General features: G+C 45.3%; 23 protein-coding genes. 10 read left to right on the forward strand and 13 right to left on the reverse strand.

The window, feature by feature from the left end; genetic code table 11:
* Nucleotides 1-14 precede the first annotated feature (14 nt).
* Nucleotides 15-1,598: an Rnase Y domain-containing protein gene (locus tag AZI85_RS12965; RefSeq protein ID WP_063244475.1), complete on the reverse strand. Its 1,584-nt coding sequence runs from the start codon at nt 1,596-1,598 to the stop codon at nt 15-17.
* Between the two features lie 138 nt (nt 1,599-1,736).
* Here AZI85_RS12965 and AZI85_RS12970 point away from each other — a divergent pair, with 138 nt between their 5' ends.
* Nucleotides 1,737-2,198 carry an OsmC family protein gene (locus tag AZI85_RS12970; protein ID WP_253720983.1) on the forward strand — a complete coding sequence of 154 codons (462 nt, stop codon included), beginning with the start codon at nt 1,737-1,739 and terminating at the stop codon, nt 2,196-2,198.
* A complete protein-coding gene (gene arfB, locus AZI85_RS12975) occupies nt 2,195-2,599 on the forward strand; it encodes an alternative ribosome rescue aminoacyl-tRNA hydrolase ArfB (protein WP_063244476.1) in 405 nt (134 codons plus the stop codon). The genes AZI85_RS12970 and arfB overlap by 4 nt, the downstream gene beginning before the upstream one ends.
* Here arfB and AZI85_RS12980 read toward each other — a convergent pair.
* Nucleotides 2,596-3,837: an MFS transporter gene (locus tag AZI85_RS12980; protein WP_063244477.1), complete on the reverse strand. Its 1,242-nt coding sequence runs from the start codon at nt 3,835-3,837 to the stop codon at nt 2,596-2,598. The genes arfB and AZI85_RS12980 overlap by 4 nt on opposite strands.
* A gap of 52 nt (nt 3,838-3,889) precedes the next feature.
* Between AZI85_RS12980 and AZI85_RS12985 the strand changes: the two genes are divergently transcribed.
* From AZI85_RS12985 to AZI85_RS12995, 3 genes are read left to right on the forward strand one after another with little or no spacing between them, the layout of a single operon-like run.
* Nucleotides 3,890-4,279: a hypothetical protein gene (locus AZI85_RS12985; protein WP_253696733.1), complete on the forward strand. Its 390-nt coding sequence runs from the start codon at nt 3,890-3,892 to the stop codon at nt 4,277-4,279.
* Nucleotides 4,280-4,289: 10 nt separating this feature from the next.
* Complete coding sequence (locus AZI85_RS12990) at nt 4,290-5,105, forward strand: sulfite exporter TauE/SafE family protein (RefSeq protein WP_063244478.1); 816 nt, start codon at nt 4,290-4,292, stop codon at nt 5,103-5,105.
* Nucleotides 5,102-5,494 carry a DUF1634 domain-containing protein gene (locus tag AZI85_RS12995; RefSeq protein ID WP_063244479.1) on the forward strand — a complete coding sequence of 131 codons (393 nt, stop codon included), beginning with the start codon at nt 5,102-5,104 and terminating at the stop codon, nt 5,492-5,494. The genes AZI85_RS12990 and AZI85_RS12995 overlap by 4 nt, the downstream gene beginning before the upstream one ends.
* Nucleotides 5,495-5,497: 3 nt before the next feature.
* On the opposite strand, the gene AZI85_RS13000 is transcribed toward AZI85_RS12995, so the two are convergent.
* Nucleotides 5,498-5,707 (reverse strand): hypothetical protein, encoded by a 210-nt coding sequence (locus AZI85_RS13000; RefSeq protein WP_063244480.1) that lies wholly within the window; start codon nt 5,705-5,707, stop codon nt 5,498-5,500.
* Between the two features lie 185 nt (nt 5,708-5,892).
* Between AZI85_RS13000 and AZI85_RS13005 the strand changes: the two genes are divergently transcribed.
* Nucleotides 5,893-6,378 (forward strand): DUF4442 domain-containing protein, encoded by a 486-nt coding sequence (locus AZI85_RS13005; protein ID WP_063244481.1) that lies wholly within the window; start codon nt 5,893-5,895, stop codon nt 6,376-6,378.
* Here the strand turns inward: AZI85_RS13005 and AZI85_RS13010 are convergent.
* Nucleotides 6,364-7,362, reverse strand: coding sequence for an NAD(P)H-dependent flavin oxidoreductase (locus AZI85_RS13010; protein ID WP_063244482.1), 999 nt, complete (start codon nt 7,360-7,362; stop codon nt 6,364-6,366). The genes AZI85_RS13005 and AZI85_RS13010 overlap by 15 nt on opposite strands.
* Nucleotides 7,363-7,437: 75 nt before the next feature.
* Nucleotides 7,438-8,064, reverse strand: a complete 627-nt coding sequence (locus tag AZI85_RS13015; RefSeq protein ID WP_063244483.1) for a TetR/AcrR family transcriptional regulator — start codon at nt 8,062-8,064, stop codon at nt 7,438-7,440.
* 540 nt (nt 8,065-8,604) lie between these two features.
* On the opposite strand from AZI85_RS13015, the gene AZI85_RS13020 reads away from it, so the two are divergent.
* Nucleotides 8,605-9,123: a helix-turn-helix domain-containing protein gene (locus AZI85_RS13020; RefSeq protein WP_253720984.1), complete on the forward strand. Its 519-nt coding sequence runs from the start codon at nt 8,605-8,607 to the stop codon at nt 9,121-9,123.
* Here the strand turns inward: AZI85_RS13020 and AZI85_RS13025 are convergent.
* The 3 genes from AZI85_RS13025 to AZI85_RS13035 all read right to left on the reverse strand — a co-directional run bounded on the left by AZI85_RS13025 (nt 9,120) and on the right by AZI85_RS13035 (nt 13,670).
* Complete coding sequence (locus AZI85_RS13025; RefSeq protein ID WP_063244484.1) at nt 9,120-10,094, reverse strand: universal stress protein; 975 nt, start codon at nt 10,092-10,094, stop codon at nt 9,120-9,122. The genes AZI85_RS13020 and AZI85_RS13025 overlap by 4 nt on opposite strands.
* 99 nt (nt 10,095-10,193) lie before the next feature.
* Nucleotides 10,194-12,047: an LTA synthase family protein gene (locus tag AZI85_RS13030; RefSeq protein ID WP_063244485.1), complete on the reverse strand. Its 1,854-nt coding sequence runs from the start codon at nt 12,045-12,047 to the stop codon at nt 10,194-10,196.
* Nucleotides 12,048-12,125: 78 nt separating this feature from the next.
* The gene (locus AZI85_RS13035; protein WP_063244486.1) at nt 12,126-13,670 is read right to left on the reverse strand and encodes an MFS transporter; all 1,545 of its coding nucleotides are present in this window, start codon (nt 13,668-13,670) and stop codon (nt 12,126-12,128) included.
* Nucleotides 13,671-14,145: 475 nt separating this feature from the next.
* Here AZI85_RS13035 and AZI85_RS13040 point away from each other — a divergent pair, with 475 nt between their 5' ends.
* A complete protein-coding gene (locus tag AZI85_RS13040; protein ID WP_063244487.1) occupies nt 14,146-15,762 on the forward strand; it encodes a fumarate hydratase in 1,617 nt (538 codons plus the stop codon).
* 38 nt (nt 15,763-15,800) lie between these two features.
* On the opposite strand, the gene AZI85_RS13045 is transcribed toward AZI85_RS13040, so the two are convergent.
* From AZI85_RS13045 to AZI85_RS13060, 4 genes are all read right to left on the reverse strand, one after another.
* Nucleotides 15,801-16,853, reverse strand: a complete 1,053-nt coding sequence (locus AZI85_RS13045; RefSeq protein WP_063244488.1) for an AI-2E family transporter — start codon at nt 16,851-16,853, stop codon at nt 15,801-15,803.
* Nucleotides 16,850-17,185 carry a hypothetical protein gene (locus tag AZI85_RS13050; RefSeq protein ID WP_063244489.1) on the reverse strand — a complete coding sequence of 112 codons (336 nt, stop codon included), beginning with the start codon at nt 17,183-17,185 and terminating at the stop codon, nt 16,850-16,852. The genes AZI85_RS13045 and AZI85_RS13050 overlap by 4 nt, the downstream gene beginning before the upstream one ends.
* Before the next feature lie 81 nt (nt 17,186-17,266).
* Complete coding sequence (locus AZI85_RS13055; RefSeq protein WP_063244490.1) at nt 17,267-17,929, reverse strand: PilZ domain-containing protein; 663 nt, start codon at nt 17,927-17,929, stop codon at nt 17,267-17,269.
* Nucleotides 17,930-18,040: 111 nt separating this feature from the next.
* The gene (locus tag AZI85_RS13060) at nt 18,041-18,262 is read right to left on the reverse strand and encodes a hypothetical protein (RefSeq protein ID WP_063244491.1); all 222 of its coding nucleotides are present in this window, start codon (nt 18,260-18,262) and stop codon (nt 18,041-18,043) included.
* Between the two features lie 188 nt (nt 18,263-18,450).
* On the opposite strand from AZI85_RS13060, the gene AZI85_RS13065 reads away from it, so the two are divergent.
* The gene (locus AZI85_RS13065; protein ID WP_063244492.1) at nt 18,451-21,240 is read left to right on the forward strand and encodes a CHASE domain-containing protein; all 2,790 of its coding nucleotides are present in this window, start codon (nt 18,451-18,453) and stop codon (nt 21,238-21,240) included.
* On the forward strand, nt 21,237-21,536 hold the full coding sequence (locus AZI85_RS13070) for an Hpt domain-containing protein (protein WP_063244493.1): 300 nt from the start codon (nt 21,237-21,239) through the stop codon (nt 21,534-21,536). Before AZI85_RS13065 ends, AZI85_RS13070 begins: the two co-directional genes overlap by 4 nt.
* Here AZI85_RS13070 and AZI85_RS13075 read toward each other — a convergent pair.
* Complete coding sequence (locus tag AZI85_RS13075; RefSeq protein ID WP_063244494.1) at nt 21,520-21,765, reverse strand: GlsB/YeaQ/YmgE family stress response membrane protein; 246 nt, start codon at nt 21,763-21,765, stop codon at nt 21,520-21,522. The two genes, AZI85_RS13070 and AZI85_RS13075, sit on opposite strands and share 17 nt — an antisense overlap.
* Nucleotides 21,766-21,851 lie beyond the last annotated feature (86 nt).

Below are 21,851 nucleotides of genomic sequence, written 5' to 3' on the forward strand. Positions count from 1 at the left end.
AAAGAACTCGCATTTTAAGCGAGTTCTTTCCTTGTTTGTTCTGTAACAACAGTTTCACGAACTACAACCACCTTGATTTGCCCAGGGTAGTTGCATTCTTCTTCGATGCGCGAAGCTATTTTTTTCGAAAGATCTAAAGCTTGAGAGTCGTCAACTTTCTTCCCGTTAACAAGGACACGGCATTCGCGTCCGCCGCTAAGAACGAAACAGTCCGTAACTCCAGGGAAGGAGCGGGCGATGTCTTGAAGTTCAGAAACTTTCTGGTTGTAAGATTCAATCGTTGAGCGGCGAGCGCCCGGGCGGGCTCCCGAAACAGCATCGGCAGCGATGACTAAGAAAGCGTGATCTGTCGAAGGTTGCTCATCAAAGTGATGGGCCTTGACCGCATGAACAACATCCGGAGCTTCTCCGCGAGCCGCGATAAAGTCAGCACCAATTACGGCATGGCCGCCTTCCATCACGTGATCCATGGATTTACCGATATCGTGAAGCATACCTGCACGGCGTGCTTTTTTAATATCTAAACCCAATTCGGCCGCCATCAAGCCCGCAAGCCATCCAACTTCACCGCAGTGGAAGTATTGATTTTGAGTGAAAGAATAACGATAGCGCAAAGAACCCATCATCTGACGGACTTCGACGTTCAAGCCTTCCAGTTTCAACTCTTTAGCTAAAGCATCGCCATCGTGTTTGATGTTTTTGAAAAGCTCTTTCTTCTGATTTTCAGCGATTTTTTTGATGAAATCAGGATTGATGTTTTTCTTTTCCTTGAAGATGCGCTCTAAAGTTCTGCGTGTCAGTTCGCGGCGAACCGGATCAAAACCCGCAACACCGACCATGTCCATGCCTTCCTCGACGATGATGTCGCAACCGCAAGCATCTTGAACAGCTTTGATGTTGTTTCCATTAGGGTCGCAGAAAAGTTTGCGGATATGGTTATCAGGGAAGTTCACAGCACCAATACCGCGTTCCGCGCAGTAAGGGCGGGCGAAACGATCGATCACCAGGCTAAGAATTTTCTTCGCACGTTGTTCGGCATGTTCTTTCAAGTCTTCTTCAGACTCTTGAATATAGCGAGCCGCACGACGACGAGACTCTTCTTCCATTTGTGCTTTGAGCTGATTTTTGAATTCTTCAGCAGAAGTGCCCAGTCTTTCAGTCAATTTTAGGACTAAGTCTTTATTGAGGTTTTTCTGAGCGTCTTTAAGTTTATTCAGTTCCGACTCTTGCGCGCGCAAAGCTTGTTCCTGAGTTTTCACTTCAGATTCACGCTCTTGCAGCTTCTTTTTTTCTTCTTGAACTATTGAATCGGCTTTCGCTTTCTTTTCATTCGCTAGCTCTTGCAGTTCTTCAATGCGACCTTCCACCTTCAACATTTCAGGTTCCACTTTGGTCCACATTTCCATTTCAATTTCTTGAACGCGTTCTTTTTCTTCCAGTGCTTTCAGTTCAGCCACTTCTTTAGCTTCACCGACGATATCAGAGGCTTCTTCACGAGCATGACGCAAAGTGCGCGCGTTTAAGATCTTGTGCAAGGCCCAGCCTGCGCCACCACCGGCGATCAGAGCGAATAGAGCTGTAGCAATCATTGCAATCATAAGGGTACTCCTAACCCTCTTAGTCTACCGTCCCTTGTGTTCCAACGCAAATGATCCGGCCATAGGGGCAGCGCTTTACTTCTGGCGTTATGAATTGTAGCCTTCTTAAAAACGTCCTCGGAGGAACTGATGGGTCATATGGAGTGTCAAACTAAATGGGTGGGTAAATTGGGCTTTGAAGCTCACGTACGCCATCACAAATTTCTTATCGACGGAAAACCCGAAGACGGAGGTATGGATCAGGCAGCGACGCCTAAAGAAATCATGCTGACGGCGATTTGCACTTGCTCAGGAATGGATGTGGTTTCGATCCTGCAAAAAATGCGATTAAATCTTCAGTCTTGCGATGTTCTGGCTCAGACCGATACGACGGACACTCATCCCAAAATTTTTAAAGAAGTGAAATTGCAGTACAAGATTGTGGGTCCTGACGTTAAGCCCGAGCAGGCTTTGAAAGCCGTTCGTTTGTCTATGACAAAATACTGTGGCGTGAGCGCCATGGTTGTGAAGGCGTCTCCGATTCACTATGAAGTTTTTGTGAATGACGTGAAAGTCGGTGAGGCCTACGCGGATTTCGCCCAGGAATCTGTCACCACATGATTTCTATTCAGATTCCCTTTCATGAAATGGACTTTACTTACGCGCGGTCACGAGGTCCTGGAGGACAGAATGTGAACCGCACAAATTCAGCAGCCATTTTGCGATGGAATTTGTGGGCCTCGACCTCTTTGACAGACGAGTTGAAAGAGCGCTTGGGGCAAAAATTAAAGGGAAAATTGACAGAAGAAGGGGATCTTATCATTCGCAGCGACGTGCACCGGGATCAAGATCAAAACCGGTCCGAATGCATTCGTCGCTTGCATGAGACGTTGAAGAGAGCTCTTTTTGTTCCGAAAAAACGCATTGCTACCAAACCGACAAAAAGCTCTCAACGCAAAAGACTTGAAAGCAAGAAGCAGCATTCAGAGGTCAAGTCTTTGCGTCAGAAAGTAAAAGTTTAGATAACAGGTTCTGCTAAGTGAGCATCGGCAGATTTCGTCGGCGATGTTTCCACCGCTTGAATTTTCTTTGAAAGATAAATCGCTACGAAAGTAAACGCCACGGCCACATAACCAACGATGTTGTAGTTTTCCAAGCGTCCTGCCGCATTTGTCGTCACAATCCAACCGGCGATGTAACTAGAAACTGCTGATGACAGCTGCTGCACGCAGCTCACAATACTCATAAAGCTTCCTCGAGTCTGTGGCAGGGCCGTTCCAGATACCAATGCGGTCGCCGGAATCATACGTCCTCCCGACGAAACAAAGAAGAAGGCGCAAATAGCTAGAATAATCCAAAGAGGTGTCGGACCTAAATGCGTGATCACCCAGTAGGGAAGCAAAGTGATTAAAGCGCCCCACAAAAATACTTTGTGCTTACCATAACGATCCGCCAAACGACCGATCCAAGGCGATGTGAAGATCGTAAAGATTCCGCCGGTCATATACATGAACGGAAGTTGCGCCTCGGTCATTCCGGCGTTGGCGACCAACGAAGGTGAAAGAAAAGGGATGATCGCAAAGTGACCAAACATCACTGAGGACATGAACAATAAAGCGCGGCGCTGATTCTTATTGTGAAGAATGCGAGTCAGAACCCGATGAGGTGGTTCTTTGGCGCGGGCTTCCATCAGATGCAAACGCATCGGAGGCACATGGAACCAAATGACTAAGCAGAGTGCTAAAGAGATAACGCCCAAAAATACAAAGGGAGCATGCCAAGAATATTGATTTGCTAAGAACAAACTGAACGGCACGCCTAAAACGGAAGCCATGGAAAAAGAGGTCATGATAACACCCATGGCGCTTCCACGGCGTTCGTAAGAAATCGCATCACTGACGATAGAAAGAACAAGGGAGCTTAAAACTCCACCAAAGATTCCCGTCAATCCACGAGCCAAAAGCAAGGTTTCGTAAGAGGGAGAGACCCCGCAGGCCACCGTGCCTAAAGAGAATCCGATAAAGAAAAATAACAGACTGAGTTTGCGATCAAACTTATCCATAAAGAAGGAAGCCATGAATCCGCTAATGCCGGCACAGAATGTATACGATGACACGAGGAGTCCGAACTGATGGGGATTGATTGCAAACATGCGCATCAATTGCGGCCCCAGCGGCATCATGATCATGAAGTCGACGATAGAGCTGAACTGAATTGCTGCGAGAATGCCTAAGAGAATCTTTTCTTGCTTTGAAAACACGGCGGGGGTCCTTTTTGTTGACGCCACTTAAAGTAACCGATAATTCATTTCTATGGCAACAATTTGGAAGTTTACAAAATTCGTATTGGGACTTGTTCTCGTCATCGCGCTTGTGTGGGTTGTTATGGCGAATTACAGTGTTATTTTTTCTAAAACCATTATCGGAGAAATCACAGCTGTTGAGCGCGTAGAGCTTCCAGTTGCTTTGGTAACCAGAGCAGAAGGTGATATTACCTCGAAAGTCTTTTCATTTGCGATCGGTATCAAAGATAGTAAGACCGGCGAAATCTACACCGCCTCTTCAGAAGATCGTCAATGGGCGGTGGCGCAAAAGGGGCAATGTGCAGAAGCGGTGTTCCTGCCATACCCACCTTGGCAGTTTACAAAAAAAGATACTTTCTTCGGGGCTCGCTTAGTTCGTCTTTACGAATGCGCGAAGTAGGCCTTAGAAAATGTTAGAGCTCTTGCTATTCGCCACGGCCATCGGTGCTGGATTTTTAGGGGCCCTTTTAGGGCTCGGCGGTGGTTTGATTATCGTTCCTGTTTTGACTCTCGTGTATCACGTCAATATTCGATATGCGATTGCAGCAAGTTTGATTTCGATTGTGGCGACAAGTTCTGGAGCGGCGGCCAGTTACCTGAAAGACTCTCTGACTAATTTACGACTTGCGGTGTTTCTTGAAATCGGCACCGTGACTGGCGCCATCGTCGGATTTTTTATTGCTTCCTATATTCAGGCTCAATTTTTATTTCTTCTTTTCGGACTCCTTTTATTGTTTTCCGCTTTGATGATGTTTAGAAAAAGATCCGAGCATCTGACAGCCGAAAATCACCCGTGGGCGGAATCTTTGAAGCTTGACGGCTCCTATCCAGAAGCTGATGGCAAATGGATGTCTTACAAAGTTCAGAATGTTCCTTTCGGTCTTTTTGCCATGTTTGGTGCGGGGATTCTTTCGGCTCTGTTGGGTATTGGCAGCGGCATCTTTAAAGTTTTGGCGATGGACGGCGCGATGAAGCTGCCGATTAAAGTCTCTTCCGCGACGTCAAATTTCATGATCGGGGTCACAGCTTCGGCAAGTGCCGGGGCTTACCTTTTACGCGGAGATATTCATCCGCAGATCGCAGCTCCGGTTGCTGTGGGGATTATCGTCGGCTCATTTATCGGAGCCAAGGCCATGACGAAAATGCCTGCCAAAAGAATTCGCCAGATCTTTGTGGTCGTTCTTGTAGTTGTTTCCGTGCAAATGATTATTAAGGGGCTTTCATGACGGTGCAATCGGTGAACTCGGAAGAGAAAACATTGAACCGCTTGGAATATCGTATCAGCCAGCTTTTGCGCAGTGGTGTCTTGTTTGCGGGAATCTTTCTTTTGGTAGGTTGGTTGTGGATGTGGTGGAAAGGGGAGCAAAGTCTTTCCTCTTTAACTGAATATCAACCAACATCCTTGTTTGAGAATCTGCAATGGGCTCTGCTCATGCAAGATCGCGCGATGCTTATTTCCTATACGGGACTGATTATTCTGGTGTCGCTGCCGGTTGTGCGTGTGTTCTTGACGGGAATTCTTTTTATTAAGCAAAAAGAAAACAAGCTGGCCCTCATGGCGTTTGCAGTGTTCGTTGTTTTGATTGGCAGTTTCTTTTTAGGTATCGATCTCTGAAAATTAGAACAATTTATTAGCCAGGTATAACGGCAACAGAATATACAACGTCACATCGCGAATCAGATAGTAGGCAAAAAAGACCGCGAAGAACTTCCACCCATATCGTTTTATCACGCCCTTCAGACCGCTTTCACGAAAGACCTGCTTGGCCTCACGAACAACTTTTGGCGTCAGGCGGTCGAGCAATTTGGGTTTTGCGGAGTTTGCCATAAAAAAAGGCCCCTTAACTGAAGTCTTCTTTCCTTTATAAGAGCTTAGTTTAAGGGGTCAAGTAAAAGGGCAGGACCGCAAAGAGGGGTTTTCGCGGGAGCCTGCTTCTATATCCTTATTTCATTCTTGATGGTGCATTTTGTCAATGCTGGTAGGTCTTCAGGCGTGGGCCTAGAATTTCAAATATGAACATGAAAAATTTCAAACTGACAGCCTTTGTGAATCTTTACGGTCTTTTAAAAATTCCGTTGGTCTTATTCGTCAATCCACGCGTGATTGAATCAACAGCGCAACGTTTCGTTTTAAAAATTCCTTTAAACTATCGTACTAAGAATCATCTTAATTCCATGTACTTCGGGGCTTTAGGAATAGGTGCTGAACTTTCAATTGCGGCAGCAGCTGTGGTGGCGATTTCAGAAAGTAAGCAGAAAATTGATTTTATTTTTAAAGATTTCTCAGGTCAGTACATCAAACGCGCCGATGGCGATGTGCATTTTATCTGTGATGAGATCGAAGCTGTTCGGGGTTTGATTGAAGAATCAAAAACCAACCCGGCTCGTCTTGAAAGAAAGATGAAAGGGTATGCGGTTGTACCTAAATCAAATCCGACCGAGCCCGTAATGACTTACGAGCTCACTCTGTCGGTGCGTAACAGATCAATCAAGTCCTAAGCTTGAAAGATTTTTTACGCTTTGATCATACTCTGTGATGAGTTTTTCATAGATCTCTTTCACGCTTAAAATCTCTTCCACTAAGCCCACCGACTGGCCCGCGGTCCAAACAGTCTTCCAGGTGGGTTTGCTGGCTGCTTCCTCTAAAGACTTCATTCCCATAAGATGAATCAGTGGCACCATGTATTTCTTCGTCATCTTGTGGTCTTTTAAAACCTTCATGGCCCACGGAAGGTCTGTTCCGATTTTTTGCACGTAGGGCGTGTTAATAACTGCCGCAGGTGTTCCCGACACTCGCGTGGTCATCACGATATCTTCCGGAGACGATTTAATAATCGCTTCTTTATAAGCTTCGTCGACTTGCGCTTCACGACTGGCAATGAATCTTGTTCCTACGCTAACACCAGAGGCACCTAGAGCTAAAACCGCTGACATCATCGAACCATGAGAAATTCCTCCCGCGGCCACGATAGGAATTTGCAAGCGAGTTTTAAGCCAAGGAATTAATACCAAAGGAGAAATGGGACCCGCATGTCCACCAGCGCCGCTAGACACTGCAATCACACCATCGGCGCCCATGTCTTGAACCTTCAAAGCGTGTTCTAGATTTGTGACATCGCAAAGAACTTTCGCGCCGTTTTTGTGGGCTTCTTTGATCACTTCCTTGGGGCTTCCTAAAGAGGTGATAAAAAGTTCCACACCGTTGTCTAGAGCGTGCTTCAGATCTTCTGACTGGCGAGCGTTGCTTTTGTTGACGATGATGTTAACGCCAATGGGTTTTTTCGTGCGGCTTTTGATTTCTTTTAAAGCTTCTACGTATTTTTCAATAGGTCGGTAATTTAAAGCCGGGAAGGTTCCAATGCCGCCGCTCTCACTGGCTTGTACGACGATGTCAGTATTGCTGACCAAAAACATCGGCGCGGCGATGATGGGATAATCAATCTTCATCATCTCGGTGAATGGCGTTTTGATTTTCTTTAACATAAAAAAACCCTCCTAGAGTCCCATTTAAGGATACGAGGAGGGGTTTAAGAGGCAAGGGAATTCTTGGATTTAATCCTAAGGATTCAAATAGCGACGGATCAGCAAGAAGACTTCTTTCTTTATAGCGTCTTCACGCTCTTGCGACTGAGGTCCTAGCAACGCCAGATGCAAAATATTGTTAAAGCAACTGACGATGAAAAGCGCCATCATATCACGATCGCGACCTGGAATGGGTGGCATGTGGGCTAAGACCGCTTTTTGATAGTGTTCAAAGAACACACGGCGAGTATCCCAGTAATCCAGCATTCCTTGAACGCCTTGCAATGCCGTTCTTAGGGGACGGTTGTCGTGAAAGCGTGTGAACCCGATATCAATGAAAGCATGAACTTTAGAGTCCAAATCTGTCGCTTGAAGTTTTGCTAAGTTTTCCTCGATGTAGGCGAGGTCTTTTTGCAAAAGATCATCAATAACTGCGGCAACAATGGCTTCTTTGTTTGCGAAGAATTGATAAAGAGAACCGATACTCACTCCGGCCATCTCTGCAATTTTATCTGTTGTAATTGCGTGATACGGCTCTTGAACGAGAAGTCGGGCACAAGATTCCACTATGCTCGCAACGGTCTCTTTGGAACGTTTTTGAACCGGAATTTTGAGCATATATTTCTTTTCAGGATTTGTGTGGCTGATAGGAGCAGCACCCATAACTTCCTCCTTTCGAGGCTTATAAACTTTGCTCGTATTCATATTCGGTCTTTGAGGGGCAATATTCAATACTAGGAACCAAAGTATCGATTAGCAGTACTGGAGTGCCGGCGGAGAGTACGTCTTGACTGAAACTTAACATAAATCACGAACGTTAGTCTCATTTTAGTCCAGAGATCTTTAAGTCGAGCAATATTACTTAAATGCAATCAAAGATCGATTGAAATACGAAATTTCTAATATCTTTTTCCCCGCCGAAAGCAAAAACCATCTCTCAGATTTCAAGTTTCTAATGAAGATCCGTGTGTCTTTCATCATTTTTTTGCCGTAGATACCCGGGAGAACGCCTAAAAACAGAGGTTTTCGGTGTCACCACCGCCATTCATGAAACCTCGTCTGGCGCGCTGCGCGTGCCATTTTTTTCTGTCGTCCTCACATTTTCATCTCGTACAATTGTGAGGGGAAAATAAATTCCAATCATGATCTGCATCATCGACATACGAGGTTGTATTCACGAAACTGAAAGGCAGGAGGCTTCACGTGAATCTAAATGAAATGCTGAATGCTGAAATGAGTTTAGGTAAAAAAATGGGTGTTTGTGTGAAGGATTTGGAGCAGCGAGTGCTTTTTCAAAACGACAACTCCATTCATACCTGCGGCCCGATGGTGGGGCAGATTTGCAATAAGACATGCAATGCTCTTTGCAAAAAGATCGACGAGTGTAAAGCTGTGTCTCCCGGTATGCATCTTTTTAAAGATCACGAAATTGATGGTCAAAAAGTGGATATCACGATTGTGAACGATGGCGAGCGTATCATGACGTTCATGTATCTTCTGGAAAACCAAGAGCAAGCCAAGCTTAAACAAGAAGCTTTCTTCCGCGAAAAAGGTCTGACGAAGAGCGAATTGCGAATCATGAGCTTGGTGTTAGAAGGTCATACGAATGCCGCTATCGCCGAAAAGCTTTTTATCTCTAAGGCGACTTTGAAAACGCATTTGAATAATATCTATAAGAAACTTCCAGACTCTATGCGTCCCTCACAGGGGCGGGGCGCTTAAGGTGCAGGCGTATCAATAAAGCGGTCTTCCTGTTTGTCGTAGAAGTGACGAGTCAGAACATACACGGGGCAGGTCGCTTTACGAACCACATTGCGTGTGTAACTTCCTAAGAGGGCCGCACTCATAGGGCCGCTCTGTGCTTCCATCACGATTAAGTCAGACTGATGAGTGTCTACGGCATCGATAATCAATTCATCAATCGGTTTAAAAGTATTATCAATATGGAAATGCGCGATCACGCCTTCCTTCGCGGCCCAATCCACCCATTGCTGGGCGCGATGAGATTGCGCCTCGATCTGACTTTCAACGATTTGTTCTAGCGTCATCATCTTCCCGTCGTAGTTGTAAACGCGAGGACGTGTATCCAGATCAAAAAGACTTTCAATAGGACGGGCGATAGCGTGCAGAAGCAAAACTTCGGCATTGAATTTACGGGCCAGATCTAAAACATGGCGGAAGTTGTCTTTTGAATGCTCTCCAAACTCCGTCGGGAACAAAATGCTACGACTGCTGCGTGTTTTTAAAGCGTGACTGCCAACCACACACACGGGCACTTCCGATTGCAGCAGTAAACTTTCCGCAAAGCTTCCTAAGATAAATCTTTGAAAGCCCTGGCGTCCGTGGCTTCCCACGATGATCAGATCCGCGTGGCTTTTTAAAGCGTAATTCGAAAGTGTCTCGGCGGCACCTGCGTGTGATTGCGAGGCGTGCGGAATGACTTTGGGTTCTTTTAAAAATGGAAGATTGTAGTCAGAAAGAACTTCGCGAAATAAAGATTCTGCTGTTTTTGAATGGTCCGTCACCCAGGCCGGTACTTCGTAGGTGGGAAGAACGATTTCATTTTCCCTGAGCAGATAAAGTGGTTCAATCTCTGCCTGAGTGGTTTCATGAAGATGGGTGATGTAGTCCGCCATCTTCTGGTTTAGCTCTTTGTTATCCTCAAACGCGTCCATAGCCCAGATGATTCTCATAAGAACCTCCCACACATTCATTTTGCGCTGAAGGCTCTTAGTTATAAAAGGACGGCGAGGCTTGTCTGTCAGGAATCAAGAATTCACGACAGACTCTTGTTATTTGAAAAGAAGCTCTTGGGATTCCTTAAGATAGCTCAGACCTCTTGTATACATCTGTTCGCCATCAGCAGGGCAGGGAAGCGGATAATGAAAAAGCATGTCGTTTTGCCAGCGATAGCACTTATAGTTGCCGTAATCGCGGATATTAAAGACCACAGCCCATTCTCCTTCAAACCAAACTGAAGTTCCTAAGTGGAAAAGACTCGCGCCCGTTGAAAAGTCCTGAGGACGCAGCAAAGATCTGCCTAAGAATTCAGGGGCGGAATTTCCGGTAAGGTCCGCGATCGTTGCGCCGACGTCATTTTGTGAAAATGCACCGTGAATCAACTTAGGTTCGAAAGGAGCTTTTTTATTCCCGTCGACAGAATGATACTTCATAAGGAAAGGAATCGAGTAATGTTCAAAAATTCCATTCGCGGCAAAGCTCGTATGATCCGACACCAAAACAAAGAGCCAATCCTTTTTCCACGATCTTTTCTTTAAGGCCTCGTAAAATCCACGCAGTTCTTTATCCGCATGATGTGTGACACTTAAATGCAAAGATTGATTATTTTCTTCGCCAAAGGCCGGACGAACCCCTTTAGGTAAAGCAAGGTCGTGCGTTGTATTGGTGTTTATCCCAATCAGCATCGGCTCCGTCATGGTGTCCATTTTCTGAGCCGCGAATTTATAAAGATCTTGATCGAACACGCCCCAGGCGTTTTGTTCAATCATCGTCCAATCAGGAATCTCGCGCTTGCCATAAGAGTTTTGAAAACCTGTTTTTAAAACTAGAAGACCAACACCGCTCGTGTACTGATCAGAACCTTGAAAGAAGGCCGAGCTGTAGCCTTTTTTCTCTAGGAATTGCGGGAAACACTTGAAATCTTTGTTTTCGATTTCAGTGAACATAATACTTTTTCCGGGAGGATTTGGAAGGCTGCAAAGAGTGGCAAATAAACCTTCCGTCGTACGGTGGCCACCGGCCAGCATCAAGTCCACACGCAAAGACTCGGCACGAAGAGAGTTAAAGAAAGGAAGCACTTCTTCTTCGCCGACTTTTTTGTCGACGTAAACTCCGGGCCAGCCTTCCATAAAGACGATAACGATATTGCCATCAAAGTGGCCGACCGCTTTTTCAATTCCGCGACGAACGCGCCATTCATTGAAAATATCAAGACTCTTTACATGAAGAGGAACTTCGATATTTTCTTTGCTGGATTTTTTGCCGGCGAAGGCGGCCCATACGATGCCATAAGCGCCATTTAAGGCTAGAGTCGCACCTTTGCTGCCGCCTCCGGCACGATAAGCCCAAGAGGGATCTTGAGGAATGCCTTCAAAACCGCGAGCAAATACCACGCTGATCACTAAAACAAAAAGCAGAGCCAAAGATCTTTTCAGGACACCGTGCACCGGCTTATAGCGGGGAGTGAAAAAACGACCGACGAAGGACGCACCCAAAAAAGCGAAAAGCAGCTGCAACCAGTAAAGCTTTAAAAGATTTCCCAAAGAGCCTTGAATCGTAAAGAGGTTGTAGACCTCATAGGAAATATGACGGCCCGATTCTTTCGCGTAGATCGCATCCGTAGTAATCAGAATCGTATAACAAAGAAGCAAAAGACTGTTGATGCGCGAAAACGTTTTTTCTGAAAACGAAAACAGCAAAGAGCTTCCATAAAGCAAAAGATAAAGAAAGCTGGCAATCGCTAGATCGAAGTGCCATCCGTATAGAAAAGGGCCAAGGGTGTTGTCGAAAGTTGCTGGAGCTGAAAAATCCCAAAGGTTCAGGTAAAGAGCTACGACAGCACGCAGAACCATCCCGAAGATCACAAGACGAAGAATGTAACGACCGGAAGAAATTAAAAACGACATGGGCCCACATTAATCGAGAAAAATAAAAAAGCCCACTCGGAAGTGGGCTTTTTTTAAGATTTCGTCAAGGTGCCAAGCTTAGTTGGGGACGCCTGCGGGATCTGTGGAGGCACGCGCTTGCTGTTGTTGCAGCTTTTCTTCTTTTTTCTCTACTTCCAAGATGTACTTTTTAGTAGCTGCGGGAAGTTCATTCCACATTCTAAGAGCTAAGAAAAGACCCATCACTGCAAACGGGATCAAGAATAAAGGCCAGTAGATCCAGTTCTTGTGTGAAAGATAACCAATCGCCAAAGATTGAATACCACTTCCTAAATAAACGCAGCCGTCGACGATACCAGAGGCTGTCGCTGTCATTTTTTTACCACCGAAGTCCGCCGCCGCGGTACCCGACATCAACGAGTGAACGCCGATAACTGTCAACGTGATCATAACCGCTGCAAGACCTAGCATTGTTGGATGATTCATCAAAGAGAACACCATGATGATCAAAAGAATAATCATGATACCGTTGTTGATCGCCGCTGGAGGTCCACGACGGGATTGGAATAAACGGTCTGAAACAATACCTGCTGCAAATCCACCGAAGATACCCGTTAAGCAAAGAAGCAGACCCCAGTTTTTAATGAAGAATTGGGAACCTTCAAAGAAGACCGGATTTGTATCTTTTGTTTCGTGGGCATAAACCAAGTACCACTGCATGATACCGTTACGAAGAACGCCGGAAGTAAAGTCTACTAAGGCGATTGTGATCATCACCGGATTAGTGAAGATCTTTTTAAGCATGAAACCGATAGAGATTTTCAAGTTAGAGTCATCTTCACCTGGAGATGAAGACGCATCCGCCGTATCGAAGTCATCAAAGTTGGCTTCTTTTGGAGAGTCTTTAAGAAGAACGAAGTCGATCAAAGCCCAAACAATCAAAAGGAATGCGGGGATTGTGAACACCAACCAAGTGGCATTTGTCGTTCCTGTGTCGATAGCGAAGATGTGTTGGATAAAACCTTGGAACGCCGTTTTTTGACCTTCAATATGAAGCTTAGAGGCTTCAACGATGGCTTGACCCCAGTCGAAGGCAAAGTAAACACCGAAAGAAATCAAAGTCCCGAAGATCGCGCCGAAGACACCGCGTTCACGTACGTGGAACCAATAAGCTTTTACTTTGATAATCGAAACCGCACCGTAAGATTGGAAGAACATATTCAATGCGAATAAGACAGAGAATGCGACAACCATGTTCGTTTTCAAACGACCCATCAAATAAAGATAAGTCACACCACCCATTAGGATGTTCATCAATGCGGAACCTAAAGCGGCAATGATGATTCCTTTTTTACCACCGATTCTATCGACAATAGGGCCATTCAGGAGGAAAGAAAGACCGTAAGTGATTGTACCGGCAGCGAAGATCAGACCGAACTGCTCTTTCGTCATCATATCGCCCAAAGCGTTCTTAGAAACGTTCAGGTTGTAGCGGCCCATATAAAGGAAGGCGTAAGTCATGCCTAGAGGAAACCAGTTTACAAAGCGTCGGATCATGAATTTGCGCGAGTGTCCCAACGGATTGTTTTTAAAGTAGAGCGTGATCACCGCTGCAAGACATAAGCTTACGAGCAAAAGAGCCATGGTTCCTCCAGTAAAAATTTCCGAGAAGCTAATTGATAAATGATGAATTGGCAATCTAAAGAGCCTCTAAATCCACCTCGCAAATTTTAGGATTTTGTTAAGACGGCGCAGAGCCGCACTCAGAGTGAATTTCCCTCTGAATCATTCGCTGATACGATGCAAAAACTTCATTCATTGGAGCCCAAAACGTGTTTATTCGCGGGCGCAAGTATCCATAAGCAAAACTTATGGAAAGTCTAAAAATTATGAGTTTGTGCTTATAGGTCCAGGGCGATAAGTTTGTTTCAGAAGGAGACATAAGAAATCTTCTTCGACCCTCGGTAAGGTCCTTGACCACCTCTCACATACGCAAAGAGAGGACCCGGTCCCCAAAATTTTGCCGTACTCACGGCTCCTTAAATCCCACCATCAAAGCCCACCTAAAAGCCGCACCGAGGCTTGCGCGCGCTTAAGACGCAATGCTACATTCAATGGCATGTCATTTAAATATTTCCCTCTCTACGAAAAACAAAAAGATACAACTCAATATAAAAAAATCTCTTCGGATCACGTGCGAGTCGAAAAGCTAGGAGATAAAGAAGTCCTGGTCGTAGCACCGGAAGGCTTAGAGCTTATCGCGCAAGAAGCCCTAAGTGATGTTTCTCATCTTTTGCGTGCCAGCCACTTAGAAAAACTCGAAAGAATTTTGCAAGATCCTGAAGCTTCTCCAAACGATCGCTTCGTGGCTGTGGATTTGTTGAAAAACGCGATTATTGCGGCACAAATGGAATTTCCATCTTGTCAGGATACGGGAACGGCGATTGTTGTCGGTAAAAAAGGTGAGCGTGTTTTTACGGGCACCGACGATAAGGAGCATCTTTCAAAAGGCATTTTTAATACCTATCAAAAAAGAAACCTGCGCTTTTCTCAGATGGCGCCGATTTCTTTCTTTGAAGAAAAAAATACGGGTTCAAATCTTCCGGCCCAAATTGATATCTACTCTGAGCAAGGGGATGAGTATCATTTCTTATTCATGGCTAAAGGTGGGGGGAGTGCCAACAAATCTTACCTTTATCAAAAAACTAAAGCCGTTTTAAATCCGGATGGTTTTGAAAAATTTGTTCGCGAGACTTTGAATTCTTTAGGAACAGCGGCGTGTCCTCCCTATCACCTGGCTTTTTGCGTAGGTGGCACTTCTGCGGAAGAGACTTTAAAAATTGTGAAGTATGCTTCTGCGGGTTATTTGGATGGACTTCCTACTTCAGGCAGTGAAGGCGGCCGAGCTTATCGCGACTTGGAAATGGAAAAGCAAGTGGAGCAATGGGCGCGTGATACAGGTATCGGTGCTCAATTTGGTGGAAAGTATTTCGTGCATGATGTGCGCGTGATTCGTCTGCCTCGTCACGGAGCCAGCTGTCCGATCGGTGTTGGCGTGAGCTGCTCGGCTGACCGCAATATCAAGGGCAAGATCACCCGCGACGGTATTTTCTTAGAACAGTTAGAGCTTCACCCTGAACAGTATCTTCCGAATCATTTGAAGGATGCGAGTGCAGAGGCTATTCAAATTGATTTGAATAAACCGATTCAAGAAACTCTTAAAATTTTATCAGCGCAAAAAGTGGCCACACGATTGATGCTCAATGGCCCGATGATCGTAGCTCGCGATATCGCGCACGCAAAACTTAAAGAAAAAGTAGATCGTGGCGAAGGCGTCCCAGAGTATTTTAAAAACTATGCGGTTTATTACGCGGGCCCTGCGAAAACTCCGAAGGGTTATGCATCGGGTTCTTTTGGTCCAACAACGAGCGAGCGTATGGATCCTTATGTCGGCACCTTCCAAAATTTAGGTGGCTCGATGATTATGTTGGGTAAGGGAAACCGCAGCCCTCAGGTCACAGAGGCGTGTAAGACTTATGGGGGCTTTTATTTGGGATCTATCGGGGGACCTGCCGCGCGTTTAGGAAAAGAATGCATCACGAAAGTGGAAGTTCTAGATTTCCCTGAACTGGGTATGGAGTCTGTGTGGAAGATCGAAGTGAAAGACTTCCCGGCCTTTATCATTGTGGATGATAAAGGAAATGATTTCTTCAAGTCAGTGATTCGCAAATTATAGTTTAGAAAATAAAAAAGGCGTCTTAAAGACGCCTTTTTTTATATCATCTCAGGTTCTTCGCGCTTAAGAAGCAGCGGACTTAATCCCGCAAAAAGATTCATAATCACAGGGCCAATCAAGAGTCCCGGTAGGCCAATCATAATGATGGCACCGACGACACAGGTAAATCCAATCACGGCCGAGATCTTATTTTCTTTACCCACCATGAAAGGCTTTAAAATATTGTCGATACTTCCGGCAATAGTCGCAACAACAACTAAACCGATCCCGTTCCCAGTTCTTCCTCCGATAAAGGCCAGTATCGCCAAGAGATAACCGACCGGAGCAGCCCCGATAACCGGGATAAAAGAGACGAAGAAGGTGAGTGTCAGTACCAAGAAGAAATCACCTTCGCCGAAAATCAAGCTGCCAATCCCGATAACTCCGGCTTGGATAAGTCCGATCACTAAAGTTGAAAACAATGTCACTGAACAACTTTTCTTTGAAACATCAATCAAGCGGTCTGTCAGATCGGGCTTCAAAAGACTGTATTTAAATACAAACTCTTTGATGGCCTGAGCCTTTGATAGAAGAAGCGCCAAGGTAATAACAAAAACAAAACTTGCTAAGAAAATAGCGGGCAGCTGTCCTAGGATATCCGTGGAATACTGAAAAACAATTTCTCCGGACTTGCGAAGAATGCTGTTGGCCATATCGGCCGCGGGAGTCGCAATATCAGTTCCAGTCCATCCCGAAATCTTTTTTAGATATCCCAAAATTAGGTCTTTAAGTTCGTGAATCTGCCCGACCAGTTTATCGGTTTTAATAACTTCGGGCTGACTGATATAAGAAATCAGTCGGTAAATCGCGAGCGAAATCGGAATCCAGAAAATCGCAAAGCCTCCCAGAAGTGTCAGAGCAATAGCGGGTTTTCTTTTTACCTTTAGTTTTTTACCCAGACGCTCGACAAAATCATGAAGGCCCAAGGCAAAGACACCGGCGATCATAAAGGGCATTAAGAACGGCAAATTAATAAATAGAAACGCGACGAGCAGAATTAGGAAAACGCCCCAGCGAACCGCCACGTCTTTGTTTTTTAGAAAATCAATCATTGGACTTCACAATCCATGCGACAGTCTGAACGACAGTTCACCCAAGTGCCATCGTGGCGAGGTGGAAGATAGTTGGGATTGCAATAAGTACTACAAAAAGCCGTGTAAGAAAGAGCACGACCGCGGTGACTCATTTCGCAAGTCCATCGTGCATCACGTTCGGCATCTTGTTCTGCTCGGTTTTTAGCATTGGACAAACAGAAAGAACCGCTGTTGGCATTGCAAAAAGAATTTTCGCTTCCACGTCCGGTCACGGTGATTCGGCGAGTGGCTTCAGCGGTGAAGGCGAAAAGTTGAAGCAGTAATACCCCAATGAAGAGTGATGTTTTCATAATGTCTCCCACTCTTTCAATGAACGCACAGTTTAGAGTGGGAGGCAATATGTAGCTTTGTCAAAGCAGGGCGTCGAGCGATTAAGCTTGTGTCAGAAATTGCACGCCCAATTCCTGGCTCTGGCTTTTTTCATCCCACTTAGCCCAACGGACTTGGCCCTCGACATTGACGTACTCGCCCTCTTTGGTTTGATAGGAAAGAGTGATGAAGTCCTTTTTCTGATAAAAAGGAGCTTTGATTTTCACACAAGACCCATTGAGCGAGATGTTTTCAAAAGCGCCACCTAAAATGGGTTGGAAGCTTCTGTTCCCGGTGCCGAGGGGGAGCATCGAGGGGCTGAGCATGGCGCGCCTCTCATGCACCTCTCGCTTGTCCTGGCGTAATTCCAAATTCTTGCCATTAAGATAAGCTTGAATATCTTTGGCGAGGTGAGCCTCTTCGGTTTTCCACAGGACAATAAAGTCTTTGAATGTCTTCAACTTCATTTTCATCGGTGAGGAAAGCTCGCTGACGACGAAGAAGGTTTTCACGTTTTCAATCGTCTTTTGTAAAAACGCGTAAATGTCAAAATGACGGACCTCTAAGAATGGCAAAAAGACGACGACAATTTTTTCCCCCTTTGTCGTTTGTAGTGCGGATCTTAATGTGTATGGATTTTCAATGATGTGGCAATCAAAGGTGTTTTCTTTTTTTAACACATTTGGAACTGTCGGTGTTCCTGTGATGAAGATCTGTGTATTCATGGATTTCCTCCCGTGATTCCTCCTAAAGCAAATGCAAAGCCAACTAGAAATTGGGTGTGTGTCGTTTAAGGAAGAAATTCCTGAACAGCTGTCTAACTTTCACTAACACTGTTAGATGAAATAAGTCTCAGCTTGAGAATTGGGCAGGTGACGGCTCTCTTGCGCTGAGCCGCCACCTGGAGGGAAGGGATCTATTTTAATGGAGACCGCATAAACGCTGTCTCCGATATGAATGGCTGTGCCATCACAGAACTTTTCTTTCACGAATTGCAGCCTCTCTTTAGAGAAGTGTTGGTGGTCAAAGTAGTGAAAGCGCAAGGTCATTTCTGTCATGTAATAGAGACATTGCAACTGACAAGCCGGGCTTCAGATCAAACATATTGCTTATAAGCAATAAAATGGCTAATTCCGGGGTGAAATGCCTCAAACCCTGGGCGATTTTCCTTCTTGCGGTGGGGATGTTCTTCACCTAAAAATACGGTCATATGACAGAGCGACGTCAACAACAGTAAGGATGCTTTGTGAAACGACTTAAAAGAGTTTTTGTCTTATCTCATGAGTGGAATGTGTTCCTCGTTCTGCTCATTATTATTTCTGTCAGCTTGCTCAGCTGGTGGACCGTCAAAGTGCATCTGGAAAAAGAATGGAATGCACGTCTTGAATCTGAAATCGGTAAAGTGAGTTCGACCATTCATCGCGAATTTTCCGCTTATGGTCAGGCTTTATTGGATACCCGCGCCTTTATTCAGCTAAGTGGGATTCCGACGGCGAAACAATATCAAGACTATATAGAGTCGACGGAACTTTTAAAGCGATCACCGGGTCTTCAGGGAATTGGTTTTGCACAAAAACTAGAAAGATCTGAAATCCCTGAGCTTGAACGTAGAATGCGTGAACAGGGTTTTAAAGATTTTAAATTTTGGCCGGATTCGGAGCGCTCTCTTTACACCTCTGCCGTGATGATTGAACCTGATGACTGGAGAAATAAAAAAGCTCTGGGCTTTGACCCGTATTCTGATCTCACACGTCGGTCCGCGATGGATAAGGCTTTATTATCTAACACACTGGCGATGTCGGATCCTGTTGTTTTGGTGTCAGATGAAAGTGAAGGGCAAAAGATTCTTCAAGGTGTTTTGATCTATCTTCCCGTATCGAAGGTTTTGGACGCCACCGGGGAGGCCGAACCTAAAAATTCTTTACTGGGCTTTGCTTACTCGGTGATTCGAATCAATCGCTTTTTTAATGGGGCGTTCGGCACACCTCAGTTTTATGAAGAAAAAGTAAACTATAAAATTGAGATTTATGATCGCAAGCTCGGACGAACGCTGCCGCTTTATGAGCGCTTCCCGGCGAAAGAAGAAGATCGCGTAGTTTCAGATATTTCTGTGGACCGCGAAATTCAGGTGCTTGATAAAGTGTGGAAATTGCATTTCGAGCCGTTGCCTCATTTCTTCAACTGGTATGAGCGCTATGTGCCGATTCTTTTTGCTTTTGTGACTTTGATCATGCTGTCGGTGATCTTTTTGGCGTTGTGGTCCACACAACAGTTTTTGAAGTTCAGTGAAAAGCATCAAGACTCTTTAGCGCTCGTGTCTAAGAGCAAGTCCGAAGAGTTGGCCTTATTCCGTCGTTTGAATGCGATTATTGCCGATCTTTCTTCTTCCATCGAAGGAAGTGATCTCTTCGAAAAATTCTGTCACCACTTGGAAGATGTTTTTCAAATTGAAGACTGCGTGGTCTTTGTGCGTGAGAATCGCGGACCTTATGAAAAACGCTTTCAAAAAGTGATCGATAGCTTTCCGGAGTTTCTGGATTTATCCAGTGAATTTGATGGCTTTCTTAAAGACGGCGTCTTTGCTCTGGCGTCGAATACAGAATCTTCGCGCAAAGTGATTTCATTTTTTAGTTCCGAGATGCAGGAGCGTCTGCGTGAAGGTCCTTATTTCATGATGCGCTCGGTTTTGCACGAATCGGGTAAAAGTAATTCTATTTTAATTATTGTGAAAGGACCTAAAACTTTAGTGGATTCAAAAGTTTTAGAATACGCCTTGGCAAGCATCGTGGGTCAGTTCGCAATGTCTTACGATAAAGCGATTCTTTTAAGAAAGGCCGAAGACGCGAACTTTATGAAGAGTTCCTTCTTGGCAAATATGAGTCACGAGATCCGCACGCCGCTAGGAGTGATCGTGGGTTATTCGGAAATCCTGGCCGATGATGAACTCGATGGAGAAGAAAAGAAGCAAATTGTCAAAAGTGTGAAGCGCAATGGTAAGGAGCTGGCTCGACTTATCGACGATATCTTAGATATTTCCAAAGTCGAAGCGGGTAAGCTGCAGTTTGAAATGGCACAGGTGAATCTTGAAAGTCTGATTCATGAAGTGAAATCCGTCATGGAAGTTCGCGCCTCCGACAAAAAGATTCAGTTCAACGTGGCTAAGCTTTCAAACGTGCCTACATATTTATTCACGGATGACATTCGTTTGAAGCAGATTCTAGTAAATGTCGTCGGTAACGCTATCAAATTCACCGAAAATGGCAGTGTGAAACTTCTTTATAAGACCTATGTGAATGATATGCAGGAAGAATTCCTGGAGTTCCAGATTCAGGACAGTGGTATCGGTATCAGTGAACGAAATCGCGAAAATCTGTTTAAACCTTTCTCTCAAGGAGATGTGTCAACCACGCGCAAGTATGGCGGCACGGGTTTAGGGTTGGCACTGTCGCGTCGTTTAGCGGAGCTTTTAGGTGGGGAGTTATTCCTATTAGCGTCGTCGGTGGGTAAAGGCTCCACGTTCTGTTTGCGTGTTCCGCTGCGTGGAGCAAATAAAGAATTTCTGAATCTGCGACAAGCCCCAGTTAAAAAAGAGACCAAAGAACTTGAGCAAGGCCCCGTGCGTGATATTGATTGGAATGGTCTTGATTTAAGAAACCTTTTGAAAGATGTGCGCATTCTATTGGTTGAAGATTCTGAAGACAATCAAGAGATCTTCCAGCACTTTTTAAAAGCGGCGGGCGCCGAAGTGGTCGTGGCCGATGACGGTGAAAAGGCCGTCGAGAGTGCCTTTAAAGTAGAACCTGACATTGTTCTTATGGATATCCAAATTCCTAAAATGGACGGAAAAGAAGCGACCAAGCGGATTCGTCAACGCGGATTTACGAAGCCGGTGATTGCATTAACGGCGCATGCTTTGAACGAAGAAGTGCAAAGCTGTCTGGCGGCTGGATGCAACGGTCAAATAACGAAACCCGTTTCTGGAGAACTCTTGGTTCAAGAAGTGTATTTCTATTTGAATCACCGGGCGGAAGCATGAGTGAAAGTGGAATGGTTGTTCCCTTAGAGTCCAAACAGAAATATCTGTCGCGAAGGCTGGGGGAGTTAGCGAAAATTCAAGAGATGATTCACACGCCGGACTGGGAGTTTGTCGCAAAAGTAGGGCATCAAATAAAGGGCAATGCGAAAACGTTTGAGTTTCCGTCTTTAAGTGATTTGGGAAGTCGTTTGGAAGAAGCAGGTAAAACCAAAGACTCGCGTTTACTGAAAGATGTGTGCGCAGAACTGCAGGCGAGTCTTGAATCTTTAAATCAAAATCTTACGTCGTCCGTCTAACTAAGACACGATACAGAAAAAGAATGAACATCGCACCGACAATCGCGGCAGCAAAACCTAGAGGCTCGTAGTCGCGATAGTAACCCGCTGAAGTGCCCAATAGATGCGCGACCGCGCCACCGGCGATACCTAATAAACAGGTGATGACCCAACCACCAGGCGCTTTTCCAGGTAAGAGTATCTTTGCTGCGATTCCCACAGCAAACCCTAGAAGGATTGATGAAAGCATAGAGTTTCCTTTCTCCACAAATTAGGAAGGCCCCCCTCACATGGCATGGCAGGGGGGCCGCTTATCCGTTGCCACTCGTGGATTAT

This window comes from Bdellovibrio bacteriovorus, assembly GCF_001592755.1.
Lineage (GTDB): Bacteria > Bdellovibrionota > Bdellovibrionia > Bdellovibrionales > Bdellovibrionaceae > Bdellovibrio > Bdellovibrio bacteriovorus_E.